Genomic DNA, 16445 nt, shown 5'->3' on the forward strand with positions numbered 1-16445 from the left:
CGTTGTGTTCGGGGGTGACCATGCGGCCCGCCGGGCCGCATGACCGATCTTCTTGACATTCCTGGGAGGACCACGTGGCCGGGGATACCGACCGTATCGAGCAGGACATCGCGAAAGCCCGCGAGGACCTGGCCCACACACTCGACGTGCTGGCCGAACGTGCCAATCCGCAGCGTCTGGCCGGTGACGCCAAGAGCGCTGCGCTGGCACTTCTGAACAAGCCTGCGGTGAAGTACACCATCGCAGGCGTCGGCGCTGTCGTCGTCGTTCTCGTCATCCGCCGGATCAGTCGGTGATACGGGCGCGGGGCTCATACGCCCGGAACGCGCTCCTCGTACTCGCTGTCGGCGCTGTCGCGACCGTTTTGCCCGGTTGCGCGGCGTCGCCGTCGTATCCCGACGCGGTCGGGAACACGCCGGCGCTGAGTTCGTTGGGGGAGCCGAATATCTCGATCACCGGATGGGCCGACCGTCCGCTCAAAGACAATGCGATGGGGGTCATGCCCGGCGCGCCGCTGGTCGTGACCGCGCACGAGGGCAGTCTGAAATCGGTCGTGGTGTCGGGTTCGGACGGCCCCGTGGCCGGTACGGTCTCGGCCGACGGGTCGACCTGGACCGCGGCCGGGCCGCTCGACTTCGGTGACCGTTACACCCTGACCGCCGCGGCGCAGGGTATCGACGGTGCCGGAGCCCGCAAGCTGAGCTTCAGTACCGCCTCGGCGGAGTCGACCGCCACGGCGTCGACGGTGACCGATCAGAACGAGACCGTCGGTATCGGTCAGCCGGTCGTGGTCAACTTTGACCAGCCGGTGGCCAACAAGCTCAACGCGCAGCGTGCCATTGCGGTGACCACCAACCCGCCGGTGGAGGGCGCCTTCTACTGGTTGAACGACTCGATGGTGCGGTGGCGGCCCGAGCACTATTGGAAGCCCGGCACCAAGGTCGGCGTCAAGGTGAACACCAAAGGCATCGATCTCGGCAACGGGGTTTACGGCGACAACAACCTCACCACGAACTTCACCGTTGGCCGCAGCCTCATCGCCTCCGGCGACGACGCGACGCACATGATCACGGTGTCGATCAACGGCAAGGTGGTCAAGACCATGCCGACGTCGATGGGCAAGGACTCCTCGCCGACCAACAACGGCATCTACATCGTGGCCGAGCGCGATCCGAGCGTGATCATGGATTCCTCGACGTACGGCGTGCCGGTGAATTCTCCCGGCGGCTACAAGGAGACCGTCTACGACGCCACCCGGATCTCGTTCAGCGGCATCTATCTTCACTCCGCGCCGTGGTCGCTGGGTGATCAGGGCGTCGACGACGTGAGCAACGGCTGCCTCAACGTCAGCCCCGCGAACGCCGAATGGTTCCTGAACACCGCGCTGCGCGGGGACATCGTGACCGTGAAGAACGCTGTGGGCCCGATACTTCCGGGTGACGACGGTCTCGGCGACTGGAACGTTCCGTGGTCGGTATGGAAGAAGGGCAACGCCACCAACGACGGATGATGCACGGCGGCCGAGCCGAGAACTGCGTGTGACCAGCCGATTTCATGGATCGGGTGCGGGTCAGGTAATGTTTCGTCTCGGTTCGCCAAGCGCCATTAGCTCAATTGGCAGAGCAGCTGACTCTTAATCAGCGGGTTCGGGGTTCGAGTCCCTGATGGCGCACAGACAAGCCCCTCACCAGTGGAAACTCCGGTGAGGGGCTTTCTCGTTCTCGTGACACAGTCCGTGAAATATCTGTCCGCCGCCCGCGGTGTCGCTGTCGTGGATCACCTGGTGCGGGGGGACGCAACGCACCGGCTGGGCGCCCAACCGTCCAAGCTCGTTCTGGCGCAGCGGCTCACAGACGCGTGGCTGTCGACCTTCACCCGCCCCTGAGGGGTCGGCGAACGAGAGCCCTGAGCCCGTGTGATGACACCGACGCGTCCTGACCGGTGGGCTCGACGGCGGGCGGGGTCCTCAGGTCGGAGCCGGCCCGGGTATCGAAGCGGTCACGTTGTGGTGGGTCGAACTTGGCAATCAGGACACCGAGGGCAACGATGGCTGCATGAGCGACAACATGACGACCGCCGTTCCCGATCAGCAACCCAAGGGCAGGCTCCCGTCGTGGGCGGTTAAGACGATCGCCATCGCCGTCGTCGTCGTTCTCGTGGTGATCGCCTACTTCATCCTGGCGGCGTTCCTGCCGCGGTGGTGGTCGCAGGAGATCGGTTCGGCGGTGGGGCAGAGCATCACCACCGGCAGCTTCTACGGGATCGGCCTCGGGCTCGTGTGCACTCTGGTCTCCTTGCTGCTGTTGGCGCTTGCCTGGCGTGCCCGTCGCTGGGGCGAGACCCGCTATTGGGCGCTGGCGTTCGTCATCCTCGCGGTGGTGGCGTCGATTCCGAATCTGCTCACCCTGACCGTCGTCGCCGGCGGTGGCAGCGGTGCTCACGCCGGTGAACGGATACTCGACGTGGAGGCGCCGGGATTCCGCGGTGGAACGCTCGTCGGAGTGATCATCGGTGCCGTGATCTTCGCGGTGGCCACGGCCCTGTGGATCCGATTCCGGCGCAGGCGGAGCGCCGGCCGAACCGCGGCGGCGACCCCGGCCCCACGTGAGTGAGTCCGACCCGGACAAACTGGTACGATCAGCGCAAAAGCGACATGAACGTCCCGCCGCAAGGCGGGGCGTTCGTCGTGTCGGCACCGCGTTCTGGACAACTCCGATGCCGACGTCATCCGCTGAACAGACATCTGGTACACGACAACTCGGACGAATCCGGTATCTCGTACACTTGGTGCAAAATCGGCGGAAATCCGTTGTGGTAGGTGCAGTTGCGAAGGTTGGAGTGAGATGCGGAACGGGCGGACTCGGCTGCGGTCGTCGGTTGTCATCGTCGGTGTTGTGTTGGCGATCGTCGCGCTGGCGACCTCCTGCTCGCCGAAGCCGCAATATTCCAACGCGGTGGGCAGTTCGGTGCTCTATGACGATCTCCTGAAGCCCGGCGTCGAGATCACCGAATGGAACGATCAGGCACTCGTCGATGATGCGGTCGGCGTCCAGCCGGGCGCGCCGATCAAGGTGCGGGCCAGTGAGGGGGCACTGACCGGGGTCCGCATCGCCAAGGCCGACGGTTCGGTCGTTCGCGGCGCACTGTCCGAGGACGGCACCGAGTGGATCAGCGGCGAGCCACTGGGCTACAACCGCACCTACAGCCTGACTGCAGATGCGGCCGGTGTCGGCGGGTCCACCAGCAAGTCGGTCTCGTTCACCACACGTGCGCCCAACAATCTCACCCAGGCCTACCTCACGCCGAACAACGGCGAGACCGTCGGGGTCGGCCAACCTGTCGCGGTGAAGTTCGACGAGGCGATCACCAACCGTCGCGCCGCGCAGAATGCCATCAAGATCACCGCGAACCCACCGGTGCAAGGTGCGTTCTATTGGATCAGCGACACCGAGGTCCGGTGGCGCCCGGCGGAGTACTGGAAACCTGGTACGACGGTGAACGTCGAGGTGAACACCTACGGCATCGATCTCGGCGGCGGCCTCTTCGGGCAGGAGAACCTCAGATCCACCTTCAAAGTCGGCCGATCGATGATCATCACCGCCGACGACCGGACCAAACAGGTCACCTTTGTCCAGGACGGCAAGGTCATCCGCACCATGCCGACGTCGATGGGCAAGGAGTCCGCACCCACCGACAACGGGATCTACCTGGTCTCTGACAAGCACGACAACATCATCATGGATTCGTCGACATATGGCGTCCCCGTCGGGTCGGCCGACGGATACCGCACACCCGTCGACTATGCGACCCGAATGTCCTATAGCGGCATCTTCTTCCACTCGGCGCCATGGTCGGTGTGGGCGCAGGGCAACACCAACACCAGCCACGGCTGCCTGAACCTCAGCCCGGACAACGCGCTGTGGGTCATGAACACCACACTTCGCGGTGATCCGGTCGACGTGAAGAACACCGTCGGCGGCACATTGTCGGGCACCGACGGTCTCGGGGACTGGAACATCCCCTGGTCGGTGTGGTCCAAGGGCAACGCCTGAAATTCTCCACCGAGGGTCCCTGCCCGCCGACCGCTGCTGCAGCGGTCTCGCCCGGTTGGTCGACCAACGTGCTCAGTTGGCGCAATGGCCCTGTCGCGCAATGGCCCTGTTGCGCAATGGCCCTGTCGCGCAATGGCTTTGTGATGCAGGCTGGGCGCATCGGGCAGGGTGGCCCGGGTCGCATCTATTTCCGGTCGGCGATGAGCGACTGAACCTCGTCGGAACCGACGTTCTTGGCAACGAGTTTGCCGTTCTTGACCTTGCGGACGGAGTAGAGGTCCTTCTTCTTTCCGGGGGCGACACTCAGGCCGACCTTTTTCGCGGCCTTGTTCAAGTCATCGAGCATGCGCCGCAGATTAGGGCATGAAAGTGAACAACAACGAATCGGTGTGATGGCCGTAGGGGAATCGCGCGGTGGCTGCGGAGCGGCAAGGGCAACTGGAGGTCCGTTGCACAGAGCAAAAAGTCGGAGGGCAAAGATGCCCTCCGACCTTCAGGGTGGATGACGGGACTCGAACCCGCGACAGCCAGGATCACAACCAGACCCCCGCAGGGGGCCATATTGAGTTATCTACCAGCGCGAACACTCGTCGGTCTACGTGGCATCCCGCACTCTACACGTGGACATATGACCAGGCAATTACCCACCAAATGACACGTGTCGCGTGCGATAAGGTTGCGGCATGGCCAACAGACGACGCTCGTGGGGCACTGTTCGCCGGATGCGAAACGGGGCCTATCAGGCTTCCTACGTCGCCGCTGACGGTGTGCGCTACTACGCGCCGCACACGTATCGGGCGAAGGCCGACGCCGAGGGCTGGCTGTCGGCCGAACGCAAGCTGATCGAGTTGGGGGAGTGGAAGCCGCCGGCCGATCGCGCGGCTGAGAAGGCAGCAAGCCTGATCGTCTTCCGGGACTACGCGACGCAATGGCTCGCGGAACGCGATCTGTCACCGAAGACACGTTGGCTCTATCAGACTCTGCTCGACAGCCGGATTCTCCCGGCGTTCGGTGACGAGGCGGTCCGGGACGTCACGCCGGCACTCGTGAGGACGTGGTGGGCCGGTCTGGGGAAGTCGACGCCTACGCGGTCGGCGCACGCCTACCAACTACTGAAGACGATCTTTAACACGGCGGTAGCCGACAAGCTCGTGATCGAGAATCCGTGCCAGGTGGCCGGGGCCGGCAAGCCGCCGAAGCGGCGCGAAGTCGAGCTACTGACACCGGCGGAACTTGTCGACGTCACCGCGAAGATGCCGGCAGAGTATCGCGCGGCGGTGCCTGTTGCGGCATGGTGCGGTCTGCGGTTCGGCGAGCTAATCGAGTTGCGCCGCAAGGATATTGCTAAGTCTGGCGGTCAAACGGTTCTGCGGATTCGGCGATCTGCAACGCGAGTCGACGGCAAGCTCGTCGTCGGTCCGCCGAAGTCGGATGCCGGCATTCGAGATGTTCACGTGCCGCCACATGTCGCCGACGTCCTGGCGGCGCACATGAGGGAGCACACCAGGCGCGGCCCGGAATCGTTCGTGTTCACCACGACGCGCGGCAAGCGGTTGTCTCAGACGGCGTTTACCAAGTCGTTCAAGGCGGCGCTACCGAAGGGTAAGGAACACGTTCGCGTTCACGATCTGCGGCATGTCGGGGCGGTCCTCGCGGCGCAGGCCGGCGCGACGACCAAGGAACTCATGGCGCGCCTGGGGCACACGACGCCAGAGATGGCGATGAGGTATCAGCACGCGGCAGCCGATCGTGATGCGGCGATCGCCGCGCGGTTGTCGGAGCTGGCGGCGGGCGACACGAAGTAGGGCGTCGGTCATTTGTGACCAAGGCCGGCCGGGCTGACCTGTCGATACGTGTCGGCCCGTGTTCGCGGCCCACGAACAGTGTCGGACCGTGGGCTTATTGTGGACATAGCGGGGCACCGTGCGCCAAAGAGCGACGGACAGCCACAGCGCATAGAGATAGCGGGCGACACGCTCGCCGAGCAGTACCCGAACCGTTCAACCGTCAGACCTGTTGCACTGCAATCGGTCTCGTATCTCTATGGGGTCTCACTGTGGCATCTACCTATCTGTCCGTCCAGCAGGCGGCCGACGAACTCGACGTCAGTCCGAAGACGATCCGCCGGTGGATCAGCGCCGGCCGGCTGACCGCGCGCCGGGCCGGTCCGCGACTCCTGCGTATCGAGCGCGCCGAGTTGGATCGGCTGATGGCGCCGGCGGTGGCCTGATGGTCGGAGCGAACCCGTACGCGGCGACGTCGACCAGCGATCCGGTACTCGATCCGATCGACGGACCGGCCGCACCGACACGACGCGCGCACAACCTCGAAGGCTTCGACACGGTGCGCTATGCCGGCCGCGAGTGGCTGCGCGGTTGGGACGAGGCCGGCCGGTGGATCGGTCGGAAGCGCACCACGATCTATGAGTGGCAGCGTGCCGGCAATCTTCGGGCCGTGAAGGTGTCCGCTCCGCACCCGGTGACCGGGAGACCGGCGCGGGTGTGGGCGATCAGTCCGGGCAGCCTTGTCGCGGCGGCGCGTGAGGCGGATCGTCGTCGGGCCGCTCAGCGCCACTTGCCGGGGCCGGGACGTGGCCGCAAGGGTAGGCGGTCGGCGCACGAGTTGGAGGCGCTTCAGGAGCGGGCGGCGCGTCGGGAGGCTGAGGCGGCGGCGGAGCGCGCTCGGGTCGTGGCGGAGCGTCGGCGTCGGCAGGCTAAGGCCGAGGCGCTCGAAGATGAGTTGCACCGGCGGCGGAACGAATAAACAGCACCGGATGCGGTCTCGATAGTTTCATTCGTGTAGGCGGTCCCGGCTGGCGTTGCCCCTTCTCCACCGCCGGGCCGTCTCTTCTCATTCTGACCACCAAGGACATTCTCATGCATGTCACTGAACAGCAGGCGGCGCAGTACGTCGGCCGCTCGGTTCGGCAACTTCGTAAGTGGCGCAACGACTTCGGGATGCGGTACTCGATGCAGCCGACCGTCGGCGTCATCTACGACACGGACGACCTCGACGAGATGCGGGACCGTATGGCGGCTCGTGTGTCGCCGGGCCGTCCTCTCGGTTCACGCAATCGACCGAAAGGTAACGGCCAGTGAGCTACCGGCACGCACTCGAAGCGATAGGCGGAACGCAACGGAAGGCGACCGTCACACGGCGCCGGCGCGGCGGAATCATCATCACCCAGGGCGATAACGATGTTGTGCTGACGGCCGTCTCGGCGGTCAATCTGGCGCGGTTCATCGCACGCAATACCGGCCGAACGGAGAATCAGTGAAGACCGGAGTGACTTTCGATTGCCCGTGCGGGGCCAGGCATGTCGGCCTGGCGTGGGGCATGAAGGCGTACCGGCACACGGCACCGAACGGTGGCCGATGCGCGGGGCCGGCGGACGTCTTCACCTACATGCTGCGCAATGCCGAGTTGGCGGCGTGTTTCGACGACGACGGACAGTCGCGCCGACTACCGACCGACAGTGAGGCCGTCAGCTCGGGTCGGTGGACGAGTCGCGACCTCGCCGCGATTGAGGGGATCACCGTATGACGGGGCGTGCAACACACAAACAACCGATCGTCTACCACGGTGCCGCGTACAAGGATCAGGGCCTCTACACGGCAATGCCGGTCGCCCTGGCACGGGACCGGGGCCTAAGCGGGGCAGGAGCCCGCGTTGCGTTATGGCTGTGGTCGCAGAGTTCCGGGTGGCAGATCAGTGAGCGGGCCATCGCCGACGCAACGGGACTGAACCGGCGGACCGTGGGCAACGGGCTCTCCAACCTTCAGGACACGCGCTGGCTGGTCCTCGCCGATTGCCGAATGCACCTACAACGGAAGCGGCCGTTCACCGATGCCGAGGTCGAGCAGATCGTTAGCGGCGTGCTTAGTGGTGCAGAAAGTGCACCACATTCTGGTGCAAAATCTGCACCACTAAGAAGTGCAACGAGAAGTGCAAATAGAAAGACTTCGTCAGCTCCGCTGACGATAGCCGCTCAGGAATGGAAGCCGAACCGAACGCATCGAGCCAGTGCGCAGCGACTTGGACTCGACTGCGAAGTTCAAGCTGACCGATTCCAGGAACATATCGCCGGAAGTTCAAGGCCAGACATGGACCGGGCATTCGGCGGATTCCTGATCGACGCCGCTGCGCAGGAGGTGTGAGCATGGGCCACGCACGCAAACGCATGTACAACGAACTACCCGAACCACCCACCGGCACACACCGACGAACACGGCACCGGCCGCAAACCCAGCTCGAAGGCTCACAACAGCAACGCGACGCCGCACGCGGCCGTCTCGGCGAACTGTTCCGGTGGCAATCACCCACCAACGGGTAGGGCGGTCAACGCCACGACGACCACCACGAGCCGGACCCACCCGGCAGGTAGGGGGCCTCTCCCCGATTGAGGGGTGCCCATCGGGCGCGGGTGCGGGCGCGCGTGAGGGTGGTGGGTTGCCCCAAGGTCGGTGATTCCGACCGCAACGTAACGATTGTGAGCGATTAGCAAGCCGTCCCGGTCACTCGGTGCCGAAGACGGGTACTTATCGCGTCTACGTCGATCTGAGGCGTACGTACGTGCGTTTCTCGATGTCAATGGAGGGAAAATGAAGGTTCAAGTGAGCTGTCGGGACCGCACACGTGCGCTCTCGACGGTGCTGGCTGTCCTGAACGGCGATGCTCGCGAGTTCGAGCGTTACGAGGCGGACGCGTTCGCCGAGTTCGGCGGGTATCGCCGGCTGATCGGTGCGCTCTGCGACCTCGTGGTGGAGGGATACGACGTCGAGCATGGCGGCGACCGGGCGCGGGTGCGGGCGGCTCTGATCGAGCGTCGGCAACTCTCCGAGGTTGGCTGAGATGGCGGCGTGGCCGCGTGGCTGGAAGATCAGCCGAGGACGAACAGCAAGCCTCGATGAGCCACTGACGACCGAAGCGCTGTCGGTGCTCGACAAGTCGGTTGAGGACCTGTGGCGGGAACAGCCGTACCTTCGTACGGTCGTGACGTTCCTCGCGCGGAATGTGGCTCAGCTTGGTTTGCACACGTACCGGCTCGGCGAGGACGGGGGACGTGAGCGAGTGCGGGCGGACGATCACCCGTTGGCGAAGCTGTTGGGCCGGCCGAATCCGCAGACGACGACGTTCGAGTTCGTTCAGCAGATAGTCGGCGCGTTGGCGCTCTACGATCGCGCGTTGGTGTGGGTTGTCCCGGACCAGGACGGGCAGCCGGGCGAGCTGCGGGTGATCCCGGAACGGTGGATCGTGGACACGGAGGGCTCGACGCCGTTCGCGGTCGGCGCGTATGTGTTGCAACCTGATTCGGCGGTCGAGGATCGAATCACGGTACCGGCGTCGGACGTGATCGACCTGCACGGGTGGTGCCCCGAAGACCTGAGACGCGGGTCGAGTCCGGTTGCTGCGCTGAAATCGGTTCTAGCAGAGCAGATCAGCGCGCAGACGTATCGGCAACAGTTGTGGGACAACGGCGGTCGCGTGGGCGCGTATCTCACACGGCCGGCAACGGAGAAGCCGTGGACGAACGAGGGCCGCAAGCGGTTTAAAGCTCAGTGGTCGGCCGCATACTCGGGGAATGGCAAAAAGGTCGGCGGCACTCCCGTTCTCGAAGACGGAATGGAACTGAAGCGGGTCGGATTCTCGGCGAAGGAGGAGGATTACGTCGAGGGCTCGAAGCTCGCTTTGACGACGGTTGCGAGCGTCTACCACGTCAATCCGACAATGCTCGGGCTGCTCGACAATGCGAACTACTCGAACGTTCGCGAGTTCCGGCGGATGCTCTACGGCGACACGCTCGGACCGATTATCGCGATGATCGAGGCACGGCTGAACGCCGACCTCGTGGCGCGGTTCGCCGACGCCGAAGGGTGCTACGTCGAGTTCAACGTACGGCAGAAACTCGAAGGCTCCGAAGAGCAGATGACGCAGTATGTCGCGGCCGTGAACGCCGGAATCCTCATGCCGTCCGAGGTCCGGGAAATGATGAACCGGCCGTTCATCGCCGGTTCGGACCGGCTTCGGCGACCGCTCAATATGACTGAGATACAGGAGGAGTCGGGTAGTGGGGGCGAGGATGAAAACTAAGCAGGTGGCCGGCGCGGGCGTGAAGGCGGCCGGCGAGAACGGCACATTCGAGGGATACGCGTCGGTGTTCGGAGTCAAGGACAGTTACGGCGACGTCGTGGAGCCGGGCGCGTTCACCAAGTCGCTCGACGAGTGGCAGTCGAAAGGCAGGCGGGTGCCGGTGTTCTACGGACACCGCACCGACGACCCGGAAATGTGCATAGGGCATGTCGTCGAGGCCGTCGAGGACGATCACGGGCTGAAGGTTCGCTGCCAGCTCGACATGGAGTTGCCGAAGGCGGCGCAGACTCATCGGATGCTCGCCGACGGCCGGCTCGGCGAAATGTCGTTCGGCTACGTGACTCGCGATAGTGAACAAAAGTCAGATCATCTGCTGCTGAAAGACCTTGAACTACTAGAGGTTTCAGTGGTTCCGATCGGCGCGAATCGTGCGACGTCGATCAGCAACGTGAAGGGCGGCGGACACGCCGGCGCCCACGAATCGAAAGGCAACAGCATGGACGCTGTTCAGATCAAGTCCAAGTCCGACCGCGACGCCGCAATGGTGAAGGTCGACGCGCTCGCCGCTCGCGTGAAGGACGGCGAGGCCGACGACGCCGGTAAGGCTGAGCTGGCCGCGCTCGTCGAGGCCGTTCAGGAGTTCGACGCGAAGGTGAGCAAGGCACTCGAATCGAAAGCGCTGTTGGAGGCCGTGAGCGCGCTCGGTGGCGAGCCGAAGCCGGCCGATGACGAGGGCGAGAAGACCGGCGCCGCGCTGGCCGGCCGCAAATACATGTCGTTCACCGGCCGCAAGGCTCGGGCGGCTGCCGGCACTCTATCGAAGGCCATGCTGGGCGGAGTTGGCGTGAAGGCGCTCGTGGCGTCCGGGTCGTCGGTGGTCGGCGTGCCCCTCGAAGATCAATCGCCGATCGAGCTTCAGCGCATCCCGACGAGTCTGCTCGACGTGCTCCCGGTCAAGCAGCACAGTTCGCCGAAGTACCGCTACCTGAAGCAGACTGCGCGCGATAATCGGGCTGCGCCGTGGGTGTCGGGGCAGAAGCCGGTGTCGTCCTACGGCGTCGAGTCTGTCGATTCCGAACTGACGATCGTGGCGCACATCTCCGACGGGCTGCCCGAATACGACCTCATGGACAACGCCGAGTTGGCCGGCTTCGTCGAGGCCGAAATGCTTCACGGGCTGCGCCAGGCGGTCGAGGCTCAGGTGTTGGGCGGCACCGGCACCGGCAACAATCTGACCGGCATTCTGAAGTCGGCCGGCATCGTTCAGCAGGCGTTCGTCGATGACCTCGTGACCACGACCCGCAAGGCGATCACGGTTCTCGAATCGGCCGGCTACCTGTCTCACGTGTTCGTGCTGCGGCCGGAGTCGTGGGAGGCGATCAGTCTTCAGCGCACTACCGGCGGCGCGTTCGATTTGGGCAATGTCGCGGTCGATCGGGCGGCGCAGCGCTTGCACGGTGTACCGGTGGTCGTGTCGACTGCACTGCCGGCCGGCAAGGGTGTTCTGCTCGATCAGTCGGCCGTGCGCGTGGACGCCGACACGAACGGCGTTCAGGTCAAATGGGGCGCTCATGGAGACGACTTCGGCGCCAACCTGATTCGTGTTCGCACTGAAGGCCGGTTCGGTGTCTCGGTGTTGCGTCCGTCCGGTGTGGTGGAGATTGCCACCGCCGCCGACGCTGGCGAGTGATGCACTCGCACAACTGAATAAGTGAAGGCCCCGTACCGGCTCGGAGTGAGTCGGTACGGGGCCTTTCCTGCGTTCCGGGGCGAAGGTAGCGCCCCGGCATCGCGAGCCCTGACCCTACAGCGCCGGCCGCGTCCGGCGACGGTACAGCGCGAACATGGCAAGCCACACGGCCGCGACCGCTACCGCGTCCATCACTCGACCGCCGACAATCATGCCGACGAGGCCGATCGTGACGAGGACGGAACTCGCCGTCATGGCGATCTGCGCGCGGTTCATGTGTCCGATTCTACGGTGTTGCGTCAATGCCAAAGGAACCCTACGGGTGCCGGTGTCGGAGATCCCTCACACCGTCGACCCACGAGACCATCACCGCATATCGCATCTGCGCCACGACAAGTAGCCCGCCGAGGTTGTCGGCAGGTTCGGTCATGGCACCGTTGGTCGCGATCCTCTGGTGGCCCTCGTCGACTGCGAGGGACTGGGCTGAGTCGAGCAGGCTGGTTTACGTCGGGCTCTGCGATGACGACGGGCACACGGTCCGAAGCGGGTTGTGTGCTCAGTGCCCCGGCGCGGGAACGATCCGCGCTACGCCGTCCGGGGCGGCGGTCCGATCAGGACCAGGCACACCACGGACACTCGAAACCGGGGCCGCGAGTGGTGAGGCCACGGGCGCCGCACACGGCGGTAGCCGGCTCGCCGGCACTCGCGGCGTCCATGAGGTCGGCGGTCGGGAATCGGTGTCGGGTGTCGCCGATCCGGGCGGCGCGGACTACGCGGCCGTTGCGGCTGTCGATGAGGGCGGCGCGATAGCCGGCGTCATAGTCCTCGTCGTCGTCGGGGTCGGGGGTGACGGCGAGGATTCGCGGGATGAAGGCGGCGAGCATCGGGCCGGGTAGTTCCTTCAGGGTGTCGATGCCGGCGCGGTAGCCGGTGGTCCAGGCGCTCATGCGTGCCAGCCGAGGGCGATGCAGGCGTGGAACACGCCGAGGGGGATGAAGTAGACGGCCGCGAGGGCGGCGGCGGTGCTGAGTACCATTCTGGTACGGCTCATGCGGGTGTCTCCGTGTGTGCTCAGACCCTCGAAAGGTGTTCCTGCACCTTCGGGGGTCGATCTATCTGCGGAGGTCGCAAACGTTGCATGAAGGATGCAACGGTGATCCGAAAAGAAAAAGGTCAGAGGGTGAAAATGCCCTCTGACCTGCGGGGTGGATGACGGGACTCGAACCCGCGACAGCCAGGATCACAACCTGGTGCTCTACCAACTGAACTACATCCACCATCGGCGTCGGGAACCAAGGATTGCTCGCCGGGTTCCAGAGCCAGGCTCATACTCTAGCGAACGGAAGCCACTGACACCAATCGCTTTCGTTACCAGCAGGTTCAGGCCGGCCCGAGGTCGGCAACGATCTGCGCCAGCCGATCTGAGTCCGGTCCGGGGGCCGGCACGAAGGCGGCAGCGCGGTAGTACTCGAGTTCCCGGATCGACTCGCGGATGTCGGCGAGTGCGCGGTGGGCGAGGCCTTTCTCGGGCTGACCGAAGTAGATCTTCGGGTACCACCGGCGGCACAGCTCCTTGATGGAGCTGACGTCGACCATCCGGTAGTGCAGGAAGCCATCCAGGTCTGGCATGTCGCGGGCGATGAACCCGCGATCGGTGGCTATCGAATTGCCGGCGAGGGGCACCGAGCCGGACGTGGAGATCTGGGTGCGCAGGTAGTCCAGCACCAGCTTCTCCGCCTCGGCCAGCGTGACCGTGGACCGGCGTACCTCCTCGGTGAGGCCCGAGGCAGCGTGCATCTTCTGGACGACGTCGGGCATCGCTGCCAGCGCGTCGTCGTCGGCGTGGATCACGACATCGACCCCGTCACCGAGAATATTGAGGTCGCTGTCGGTCACCAGGGCCGCGATCTCGATCAACTTGTCCGATCCGAGCGCCAGTCCGGTCATCTCGCAATCGATCCACACCAATTTGTCCTGCACGCCTCAACTCTAACCACACGCAGTTACCGGGTACCTGGACCCACGACGACTATCGTGATCGGTGCGTTCACGATCGCCTGCGGGTTCGGCTGTCCCGTGGCCCTGCGCGGTGTCAGTTGCGCACGTCAGATATCCACAGAGAGGACCCGTCAGATGACCGATCCCGCCCAAGCCGCCGCATCCATCGCAGCCGGATACGCCTTCGAGGGAACCGCGATCGAACTCGGAACGGTCAGCGTGGACGGTACCGTCACCGACGACGCCAAGGTTCGCATCCCACTGTCGATGATGAATCGGCACGGTCTGGTTGCCGGTGCCACCGGAACCGGCAAGACCAAGACCTTGCAGCTCATCGCCGAACAGCTCTCGGCGAATGGCGTTCCGGTGGTGATGGCCGACATCAAGGGCGATCTGTCCGGGCTCAGCCGTCCGGGCGTCGCGAACGACAAGATCACCGCACGCGCACAACAAACCGGTGATGACTGGCAGCCCGCGGGCTATCCGGTCGAGTTCGTCTCACTGGGTTCGACGGGTATCGGGGTGCCGGTCCGGGCGACCATCACCTCCTTCGGACCGATCCTGCTGAGCAAGGTCCTCGGCCTCAACGCCACCCAGGAATCGGTGCTGGGGTTGATCTTTCACTGGGCCGACCAGAACGGACTGATGCTGCTCGACCTCAAGGATCTACGGTCGGTGATCGCATACCTGACCAGCGACGAGGGCAAACCCGAGCTGAAGGCGATCGGCGGCGTGTCGACGCAGACCGCTGGGGTGATCCTGCGGGCGCTGACGAATCTGGAGGCCGACGGCGGCGACACGTTCTTCGGTGAGCCGGAGATCGAACCCGCCGACCTGCTCCGGAGCGCGGCAGACGGGCGCGGCATCGTCACACTGTTCGAACTCGGTGCGCAGGCAGCGCGACCGGCGTTGTTCTCGACCTTCCTGATGTGGATTCTCGCCGACCTCTTCGAATTCCTGCCCGAGGTCGGCGACCTCGACGCGCCGAAACTTGTCTTCATCTTCGACGAGTCCCACCTGTTGTTCGACGGCGCGTCCAAGGCGTTCAAGGAACAGGTGGTCCAGACGGTGAAACTCATCCGCTCGAAGGGAGTCGGCATCTTCTTCTGTTCGCAGTTGCCCACCGACATCCCCAATGACGTCCTGTCGCAACTGGGTGCGCGGATTCAGCACGCGTTGCGCGCCTTCACCCCGGACGATCAGAAGGCGCTGACCAAGACCGTCAAGACCTACCCGGTCTCAGACGTGTACGAGCTCGATCATGCGCTGACCTCGCTCGGGACCGGCGAAGCCGTGGTGACCGTCCTCTCGGAGAAGGGTGCACCGACGCCGGTCGCATGGACCGTCGTCCGGGCACCCCGATCGTCGATGGAAGCCGTTGGCGCGGAAGGTATCACCGCTGTGGCCACCGCGAGTCCGCTGTACGCCAAGTATGGCGAATCCATCGACCGTGAGTCGGCATACGAGAAGCTTGCCGCCAAGACGCTGGCGCCGGGCGAATCGCCGGACGCACCGGCACCGGCTCCCGCTCCGGCACCGGCTCCCGCTCCGGCACCCGCACCGCAACCGGACGAGCCGGGCATGATCGCCGAGGTGTTGACGAGCAAACCGATGCAGAGTTTCCTGCGGTCGGCGGCCTCCGCGGCGGGACGCGAATTCAGCCGCGCACTCTTCGGCACCGGGCGTCGACGCCGTTGACGTCGAACGTCATTGGCGGCCCGTTCATCGCGTCCCGCTCAACCATTTCGTTCCCGCTCGACGAGATCGTTGAGCGGCAAGCGCATGGTTGAGCGGGAACGTCAGGAATCTGCGCCGAGTTTGCGGTAGAAGGTGCCCACAACCGGGGCGACCAGAGCGCGGGGACTGTATCCGCCGGCCACCGACATCGCCTTCGAGAGCGTGCCCGGCACGACACGCATCTTGTTGTGCGTCAGCGCATCCAGACTCATCTCGGCCACCTTGTCGCTCGAGTGCCACAAGAAGTCGGGGACGAGTTTGTCGACCACCGAGGCGTCCACGGGGTCCGGGGTGCCGGTCCGTACCGGTCCGGGGGCCAGCAGTGTGACGTGCACACCGTCTCCGGCGACCTCACCACGCAGCGATTCGCTGAAAGTGTTCACGAATGCCTTGGTGGCCGCATAGGTGGCGTTGTGGGGGATCGGCATGTTGCCGGCGGCCGAGCCGACCATGAGGATGCCGCCCGCGCGTCGGCGTACCATCCCAGGCAGCACGGCGAGAGTCAGGTCGTGCACGGCATTCACGTTCAGACGCACCTGTGTGCGTTCGTATTCGGCGTCGAGGTCGGCAACCGCGCCGAAGGTGGCGATCCCGGCATTGTTGGCGAGAATCGAGATGTCGCGGCCGGCGAGTTCGCCGGCGAGAATCGCCACGGCGGATGGGTCGGACAGATCGGTGGGCCGAACTTCGGCTGCCACACCATATTTTCCGCGCAGTTCCTCGGCGAGACCCTCGAGGATCTCACCACGCCGGGCGACGAGAACGAGCGAATGTCCGCGCCGGGCGAGGGCGCGGGCCAAGGCCATCCCGATGCCCGACGACGCGCCGGTGACGACAGCGCGGGCGGATGCGGACGGTTCAGGTACTCCCATGCCACG

General features: G+C 64.9%; 21 protein-coding genes and 2 tRNA genes. 17 read left to right on the forward strand and 6 right to left on the reverse strand.

From position 1 onward, the window contains the following. The first annotated feature begins 74 nt into the window (after positions 1 to 74). The 6 genes from ACPXB3_RS00300 (at position 75) to ACPXB3_RS00325 (ending at position 4052) form a co-directional block, all read left to right on the forward strand. Positions 75 to 296: a DUF3618 domain-containing protein gene (locus ACPXB3_RS00300; protein WP_425703046.1), complete on the forward strand. Its 222-nt coding sequence runs from the start codon at positions 75 to 77 to the stop codon at positions 294 to 296. Further along, a complete protein-coding gene (locus tag ACPXB3_RS00305) occupies positions 293 to 1510 on the forward strand; it encodes a L,D-transpeptidase (RefSeq protein ID WP_425725881.1) in 1218 nt (405 codons plus the stop codon). Before ACPXB3_RS00300 ends, ACPXB3_RS00305 begins: the two co-directional genes overlap by 4 nt. An 89-nt stretch (positions 1511 to 1599) precedes the next feature. Continuing rightward, positions 1600 to 1672 (forward strand) — tRNA-Lys (locus ACPXB3_RS00310). 51 nt (positions 1673 to 1723) lie between these two features. Then, positions 1724 to 1885, forward strand: a complete 162-nt coding sequence (locus ACPXB3_RS00315) for a hypothetical protein (RefSeq protein ID WP_425725883.1) — start codon at positions 1724 to 1726, stop codon at positions 1883 to 1885. 169 nt (positions 1886 to 2054) lie between these two features. After that, a complete protein-coding gene (locus ACPXB3_RS00320; RefSeq protein ID WP_425725885.1) occupies positions 2055 to 2612 on the forward strand; it encodes a permease in 558 nt (185 codons plus the stop codon). 231 nt (positions 2613 to 2843) lie between these two features. Beyond that, positions 2844 to 4052, forward strand: coding sequence for a L,D-transpeptidase (locus ACPXB3_RS00325; RefSeq protein WP_425725887.1), 1209 nt, complete (start codon positions 2844 to 2846; stop codon positions 4050 to 4052). A gap of 184 nt (positions 4053 to 4236) precedes the next feature. Here the strand turns inward: ACPXB3_RS00325 and ACPXB3_RS00330 are convergent, their stop codons facing one another. Further along, on the reverse strand, positions 4237 to 4398 hold the full coding sequence (locus tag ACPXB3_RS00330) for a hypothetical protein (RefSeq protein ID WP_425703054.1): 162 nt from the start codon (positions 4396 to 4398) through the stop codon (positions 4237 to 4239). Between the two features lie 421 nt (positions 4399 to 4819). Here ACPXB3_RS00330 and ACPXB3_RS00335 point away from each other — a divergent pair, with 421 nt between their 5' ends. The 10 genes from ACPXB3_RS00335 to ACPXB3_RS00380 all read left to right on the forward strand — a co-directional run bounded on the left by ACPXB3_RS00335 (position 4820) and on the right by ACPXB3_RS00380 (position 11832). Further along, positions 4820 to 5857 carry a tyrosine-type recombinase/integrase gene (locus ACPXB3_RS00335; protein WP_425725889.1) on the forward strand — a complete coding sequence of 346 codons (1038 nt, stop codon included), beginning with the start codon at positions 4820 to 4822 and terminating at the stop codon, positions 5855 to 5857. Positions 5858 to 6108: 251 nt separating this feature from the next. Then, positions 6109 to 6282 carry a helix-turn-helix domain-containing protein gene (locus tag ACPXB3_RS00340; protein ID WP_425725891.1) on the forward strand — a complete coding sequence of 58 codons (174 nt, stop codon included), beginning with the start codon at positions 6109 to 6111 and terminating at the stop codon, positions 6280 to 6282. Then, a complete protein-coding gene (locus tag ACPXB3_RS00345; RefSeq protein ID WP_425725893.1) occupies positions 6282 to 6815 on the forward strand; it encodes a hypothetical protein in 534 nt (177 codons plus the stop codon). The genes ACPXB3_RS00340 and ACPXB3_RS00345 overlap by 1 nt, the downstream gene beginning before the upstream one ends. Before the next feature lie 113 nt (positions 6816 to 6928). After that, entirely contained in the window at positions 6929 to 7150 is a 222-nt protein-coding gene (locus ACPXB3_RS00350; protein WP_425725895.1) for a hypothetical protein, read from the forward strand. Positions 7151 to 7325: 175 nt separating this feature from the next. Continuing rightward, positions 7326 to 7595 (forward strand): hypothetical protein, encoded by a 270-nt coding sequence (locus ACPXB3_RS00355; RefSeq protein WP_425725897.1) that lies wholly within the window; start codon positions 7326 to 7328, stop codon positions 7593 to 7595. Next, positions 7592 to 8209 (forward strand): hypothetical protein, encoded by a 618-nt coding sequence (locus ACPXB3_RS00360; RefSeq protein WP_425725899.1) that lies wholly within the window; start codon positions 7592 to 7594, stop codon positions 8207 to 8209. Before ACPXB3_RS00355 ends, ACPXB3_RS00360 begins: the two co-directional genes overlap by 4 nt. A gap of 2 nt (positions 8210 to 8211) precedes the next feature. After that, positions 8212 to 8385 carry a hypothetical protein gene (locus ACPXB3_RS00365; RefSeq protein ID WP_425725901.1) on the forward strand — a complete coding sequence of 58 codons (174 nt, stop codon included), beginning with the start codon at positions 8212 to 8214 and terminating at the stop codon, positions 8383 to 8385. Between the two features lie 268 nt (positions 8386 to 8653). Further along, on the forward strand, positions 8654 to 8902 hold the full coding sequence (locus tag ACPXB3_RS00370; protein WP_425725903.1) for a hypothetical protein: 249 nt from the start codon (positions 8654 to 8656) through the stop codon (positions 8900 to 8902). A gap of 1 nt (position 8903) precedes the next feature. Next, entirely contained in the window at positions 8904 to 10142 is a 1239-nt protein-coding gene (locus ACPXB3_RS00375) for a phage portal protein (RefSeq protein WP_425726392.1), read from the forward strand. After that, positions 10132 to 11832 (forward strand): HK97 family phage prohead protease, encoded by a 1701-nt coding sequence (locus ACPXB3_RS00380; RefSeq protein WP_425725905.1) that lies wholly within the window; start codon positions 10132 to 10134, stop codon positions 11830 to 11832. The genes ACPXB3_RS00375 and ACPXB3_RS00380 overlap by 11 nt, the downstream gene beginning before the upstream one ends. A gap of 114 nt (positions 11833 to 11946) precedes the next feature. Here the strand turns inward: ACPXB3_RS00380 and ACPXB3_RS00385 are convergent, their stop codons facing one another. From ACPXB3_RS00385 to orn, 4 genes are all read right to left on the reverse strand, one after another. Further along, a complete protein-coding gene (locus ACPXB3_RS00385) occupies positions 11947 to 12108 on the reverse strand; it encodes a hypothetical protein (protein WP_425725907.1) in 162 nt (53 codons plus the stop codon). Between the two features lie 335 nt (positions 12109 to 12443). Then, positions 12444 to 12779: a hypothetical protein gene (locus tag ACPXB3_RS00390; RefSeq protein ID WP_425725909.1), complete on the reverse strand. Its 336-nt coding sequence runs from the start codon at positions 12777 to 12779 to the stop codon at positions 12444 to 12446. A gap of 257 nt (positions 12780 to 13036) precedes the next feature. After that, positions 13037 to 13109, reverse strand: a tRNA-His gene (locus ACPXB3_RS00395). 103 nt (positions 13110 to 13212) lie between these two features. Next, positions 13213 to 13812 (reverse strand): oligoribonuclease, encoded by a 600-nt coding sequence (gene orn, locus ACPXB3_RS00400; RefSeq protein WP_425703056.1) that lies wholly within the window; start codon positions 13810 to 13812, stop codon positions 13213 to 13215. Between the two features lie 153 nt (positions 13813 to 13965). Here orn and ACPXB3_RS00405 point away from each other — a divergent pair, with 153 nt between their 5' ends. After that, positions 13966 to 15528, forward strand: coding sequence for a helicase HerA-like domain-containing protein (locus tag ACPXB3_RS00405; RefSeq protein ID WP_425703058.1), 1563 nt, complete (start codon positions 13966 to 13968; stop codon positions 15526 to 15528). Positions 15529 to 15629: 101 nt separating this feature from the next. Here ACPXB3_RS00405 and cmrA read toward each other — a convergent pair whose 3' ends face one another. Beyond that, on the reverse strand, positions 15630 to 16439 hold the full coding sequence (gene cmrA, locus ACPXB3_RS00410; protein WP_425703060.1) for a mycolate reductase: 810 nt from the start codon (positions 16437 to 16439) through the stop codon (positions 15630 to 15632). Positions 16440 to 16445 lie beyond the last annotated feature (6 nt).

Origin of the sequence: Gordonia sp. DT219 (genome assembly GCF_049847065.1) — a bacterium.
In the GTDB taxonomy this organism is placed as follows: domain Bacteria; phylum Actinomycetota; class Actinomycetes; order Mycobacteriales; family Mycobacteriaceae; genus Gordonia.

Coding starts and splice junctions, on each gene's coding strand:
- ACPXB3_RS00320 (WP_425725885.1), top strand. CDS start 2,055: ATGAGCGACAACATGACGACCGCCGTTCCCGATCAGCAACCCAAGGGC.
- ACPXB3_RS00325 (WP_425725887.1), top strand. CDS start 2,844: ATGCGGAACGGGCGGACTCGGCTGCGGTCGTCGGTTGTCATCGTCGGT.
- ACPXB3_RS00330 (WP_425703054.1), bottom strand. CDS start 4,398: ATGCTCGATGACTTGAACAAGGCCGCGAAAAAGGTCGGCCTGAGTGTC.
- ACPXB3_RS00345 (WP_425725893.1), top strand. CDS start 6,282: ATGGTCGGAGCGAACCCGTACGCGGCGACGTCGACCAGCGATCCGGTA.
- ACPXB3_RS00350 (WP_425725895.1), top strand. CDS start 6,929: ATGCATGTCACTGAACAGCAGGCGGCGCAGTACGTCGGCCGCTCGGTT.
- ACPXB3_RS00360 (WP_425725899.1), top strand. CDS start 7,592: ATGACGGGGCGTGCAACACACAAACAACCGATCGTCTACCACGGTGCC.
- ACPXB3_RS00365 (WP_425725901.1), top strand. CDS start 8,212: ATGGGCCACGCACGCAAACGCATGTACAACGAACTACCCGAACCACCC.
- ACPXB3_RS00370 (WP_425725903.1), top strand. CDS start 8,654: ATGAAGGTTCAAGTGAGCTGTCGGGACCGCACACGTGCGCTCTCGACG.
- ACPXB3_RS00375 (WP_425726392.1), top strand. CDS start 8,904: ATGGCGGCGTGGCCGCGTGGCTGGAAGATCAGCCGAGGACGAACAGCA.
- ACPXB3_RS00380 (WP_425725905.1), top strand. CDS start 10,132: ATGAAAACTAAGCAGGTGGCCGGCGCGGGCGTGAAGGCGGCCGGCGAG.
- ACPXB3_RS00385 (WP_425725907.1), bottom strand. CDS start 12,108: ATGAACCGCGCGCAGATCGCCATGACGGCGAGTTCCGTCCTCGTCACG.
- ACPXB3_RS00390 (WP_425725909.1), bottom strand. CDS start 12,779: ATGAGCGCCTGGACCACCGGCTACCGCGCCGGCATCGACACCCTGAAG.
- ACPXB3_RS00405 (WP_425703058.1), top strand. CDS start 13,966: ATGACCGATCCCGCCCAAGCCGCCGCATCCATCGCAGCCGGATACGCC.
- cmrA (WP_425703060.1), bottom strand. CDS start 16,439: ATGGGAGTACCTGAACCGTCCGCATCCGCCCGCGCTGTCGTCACCGGC.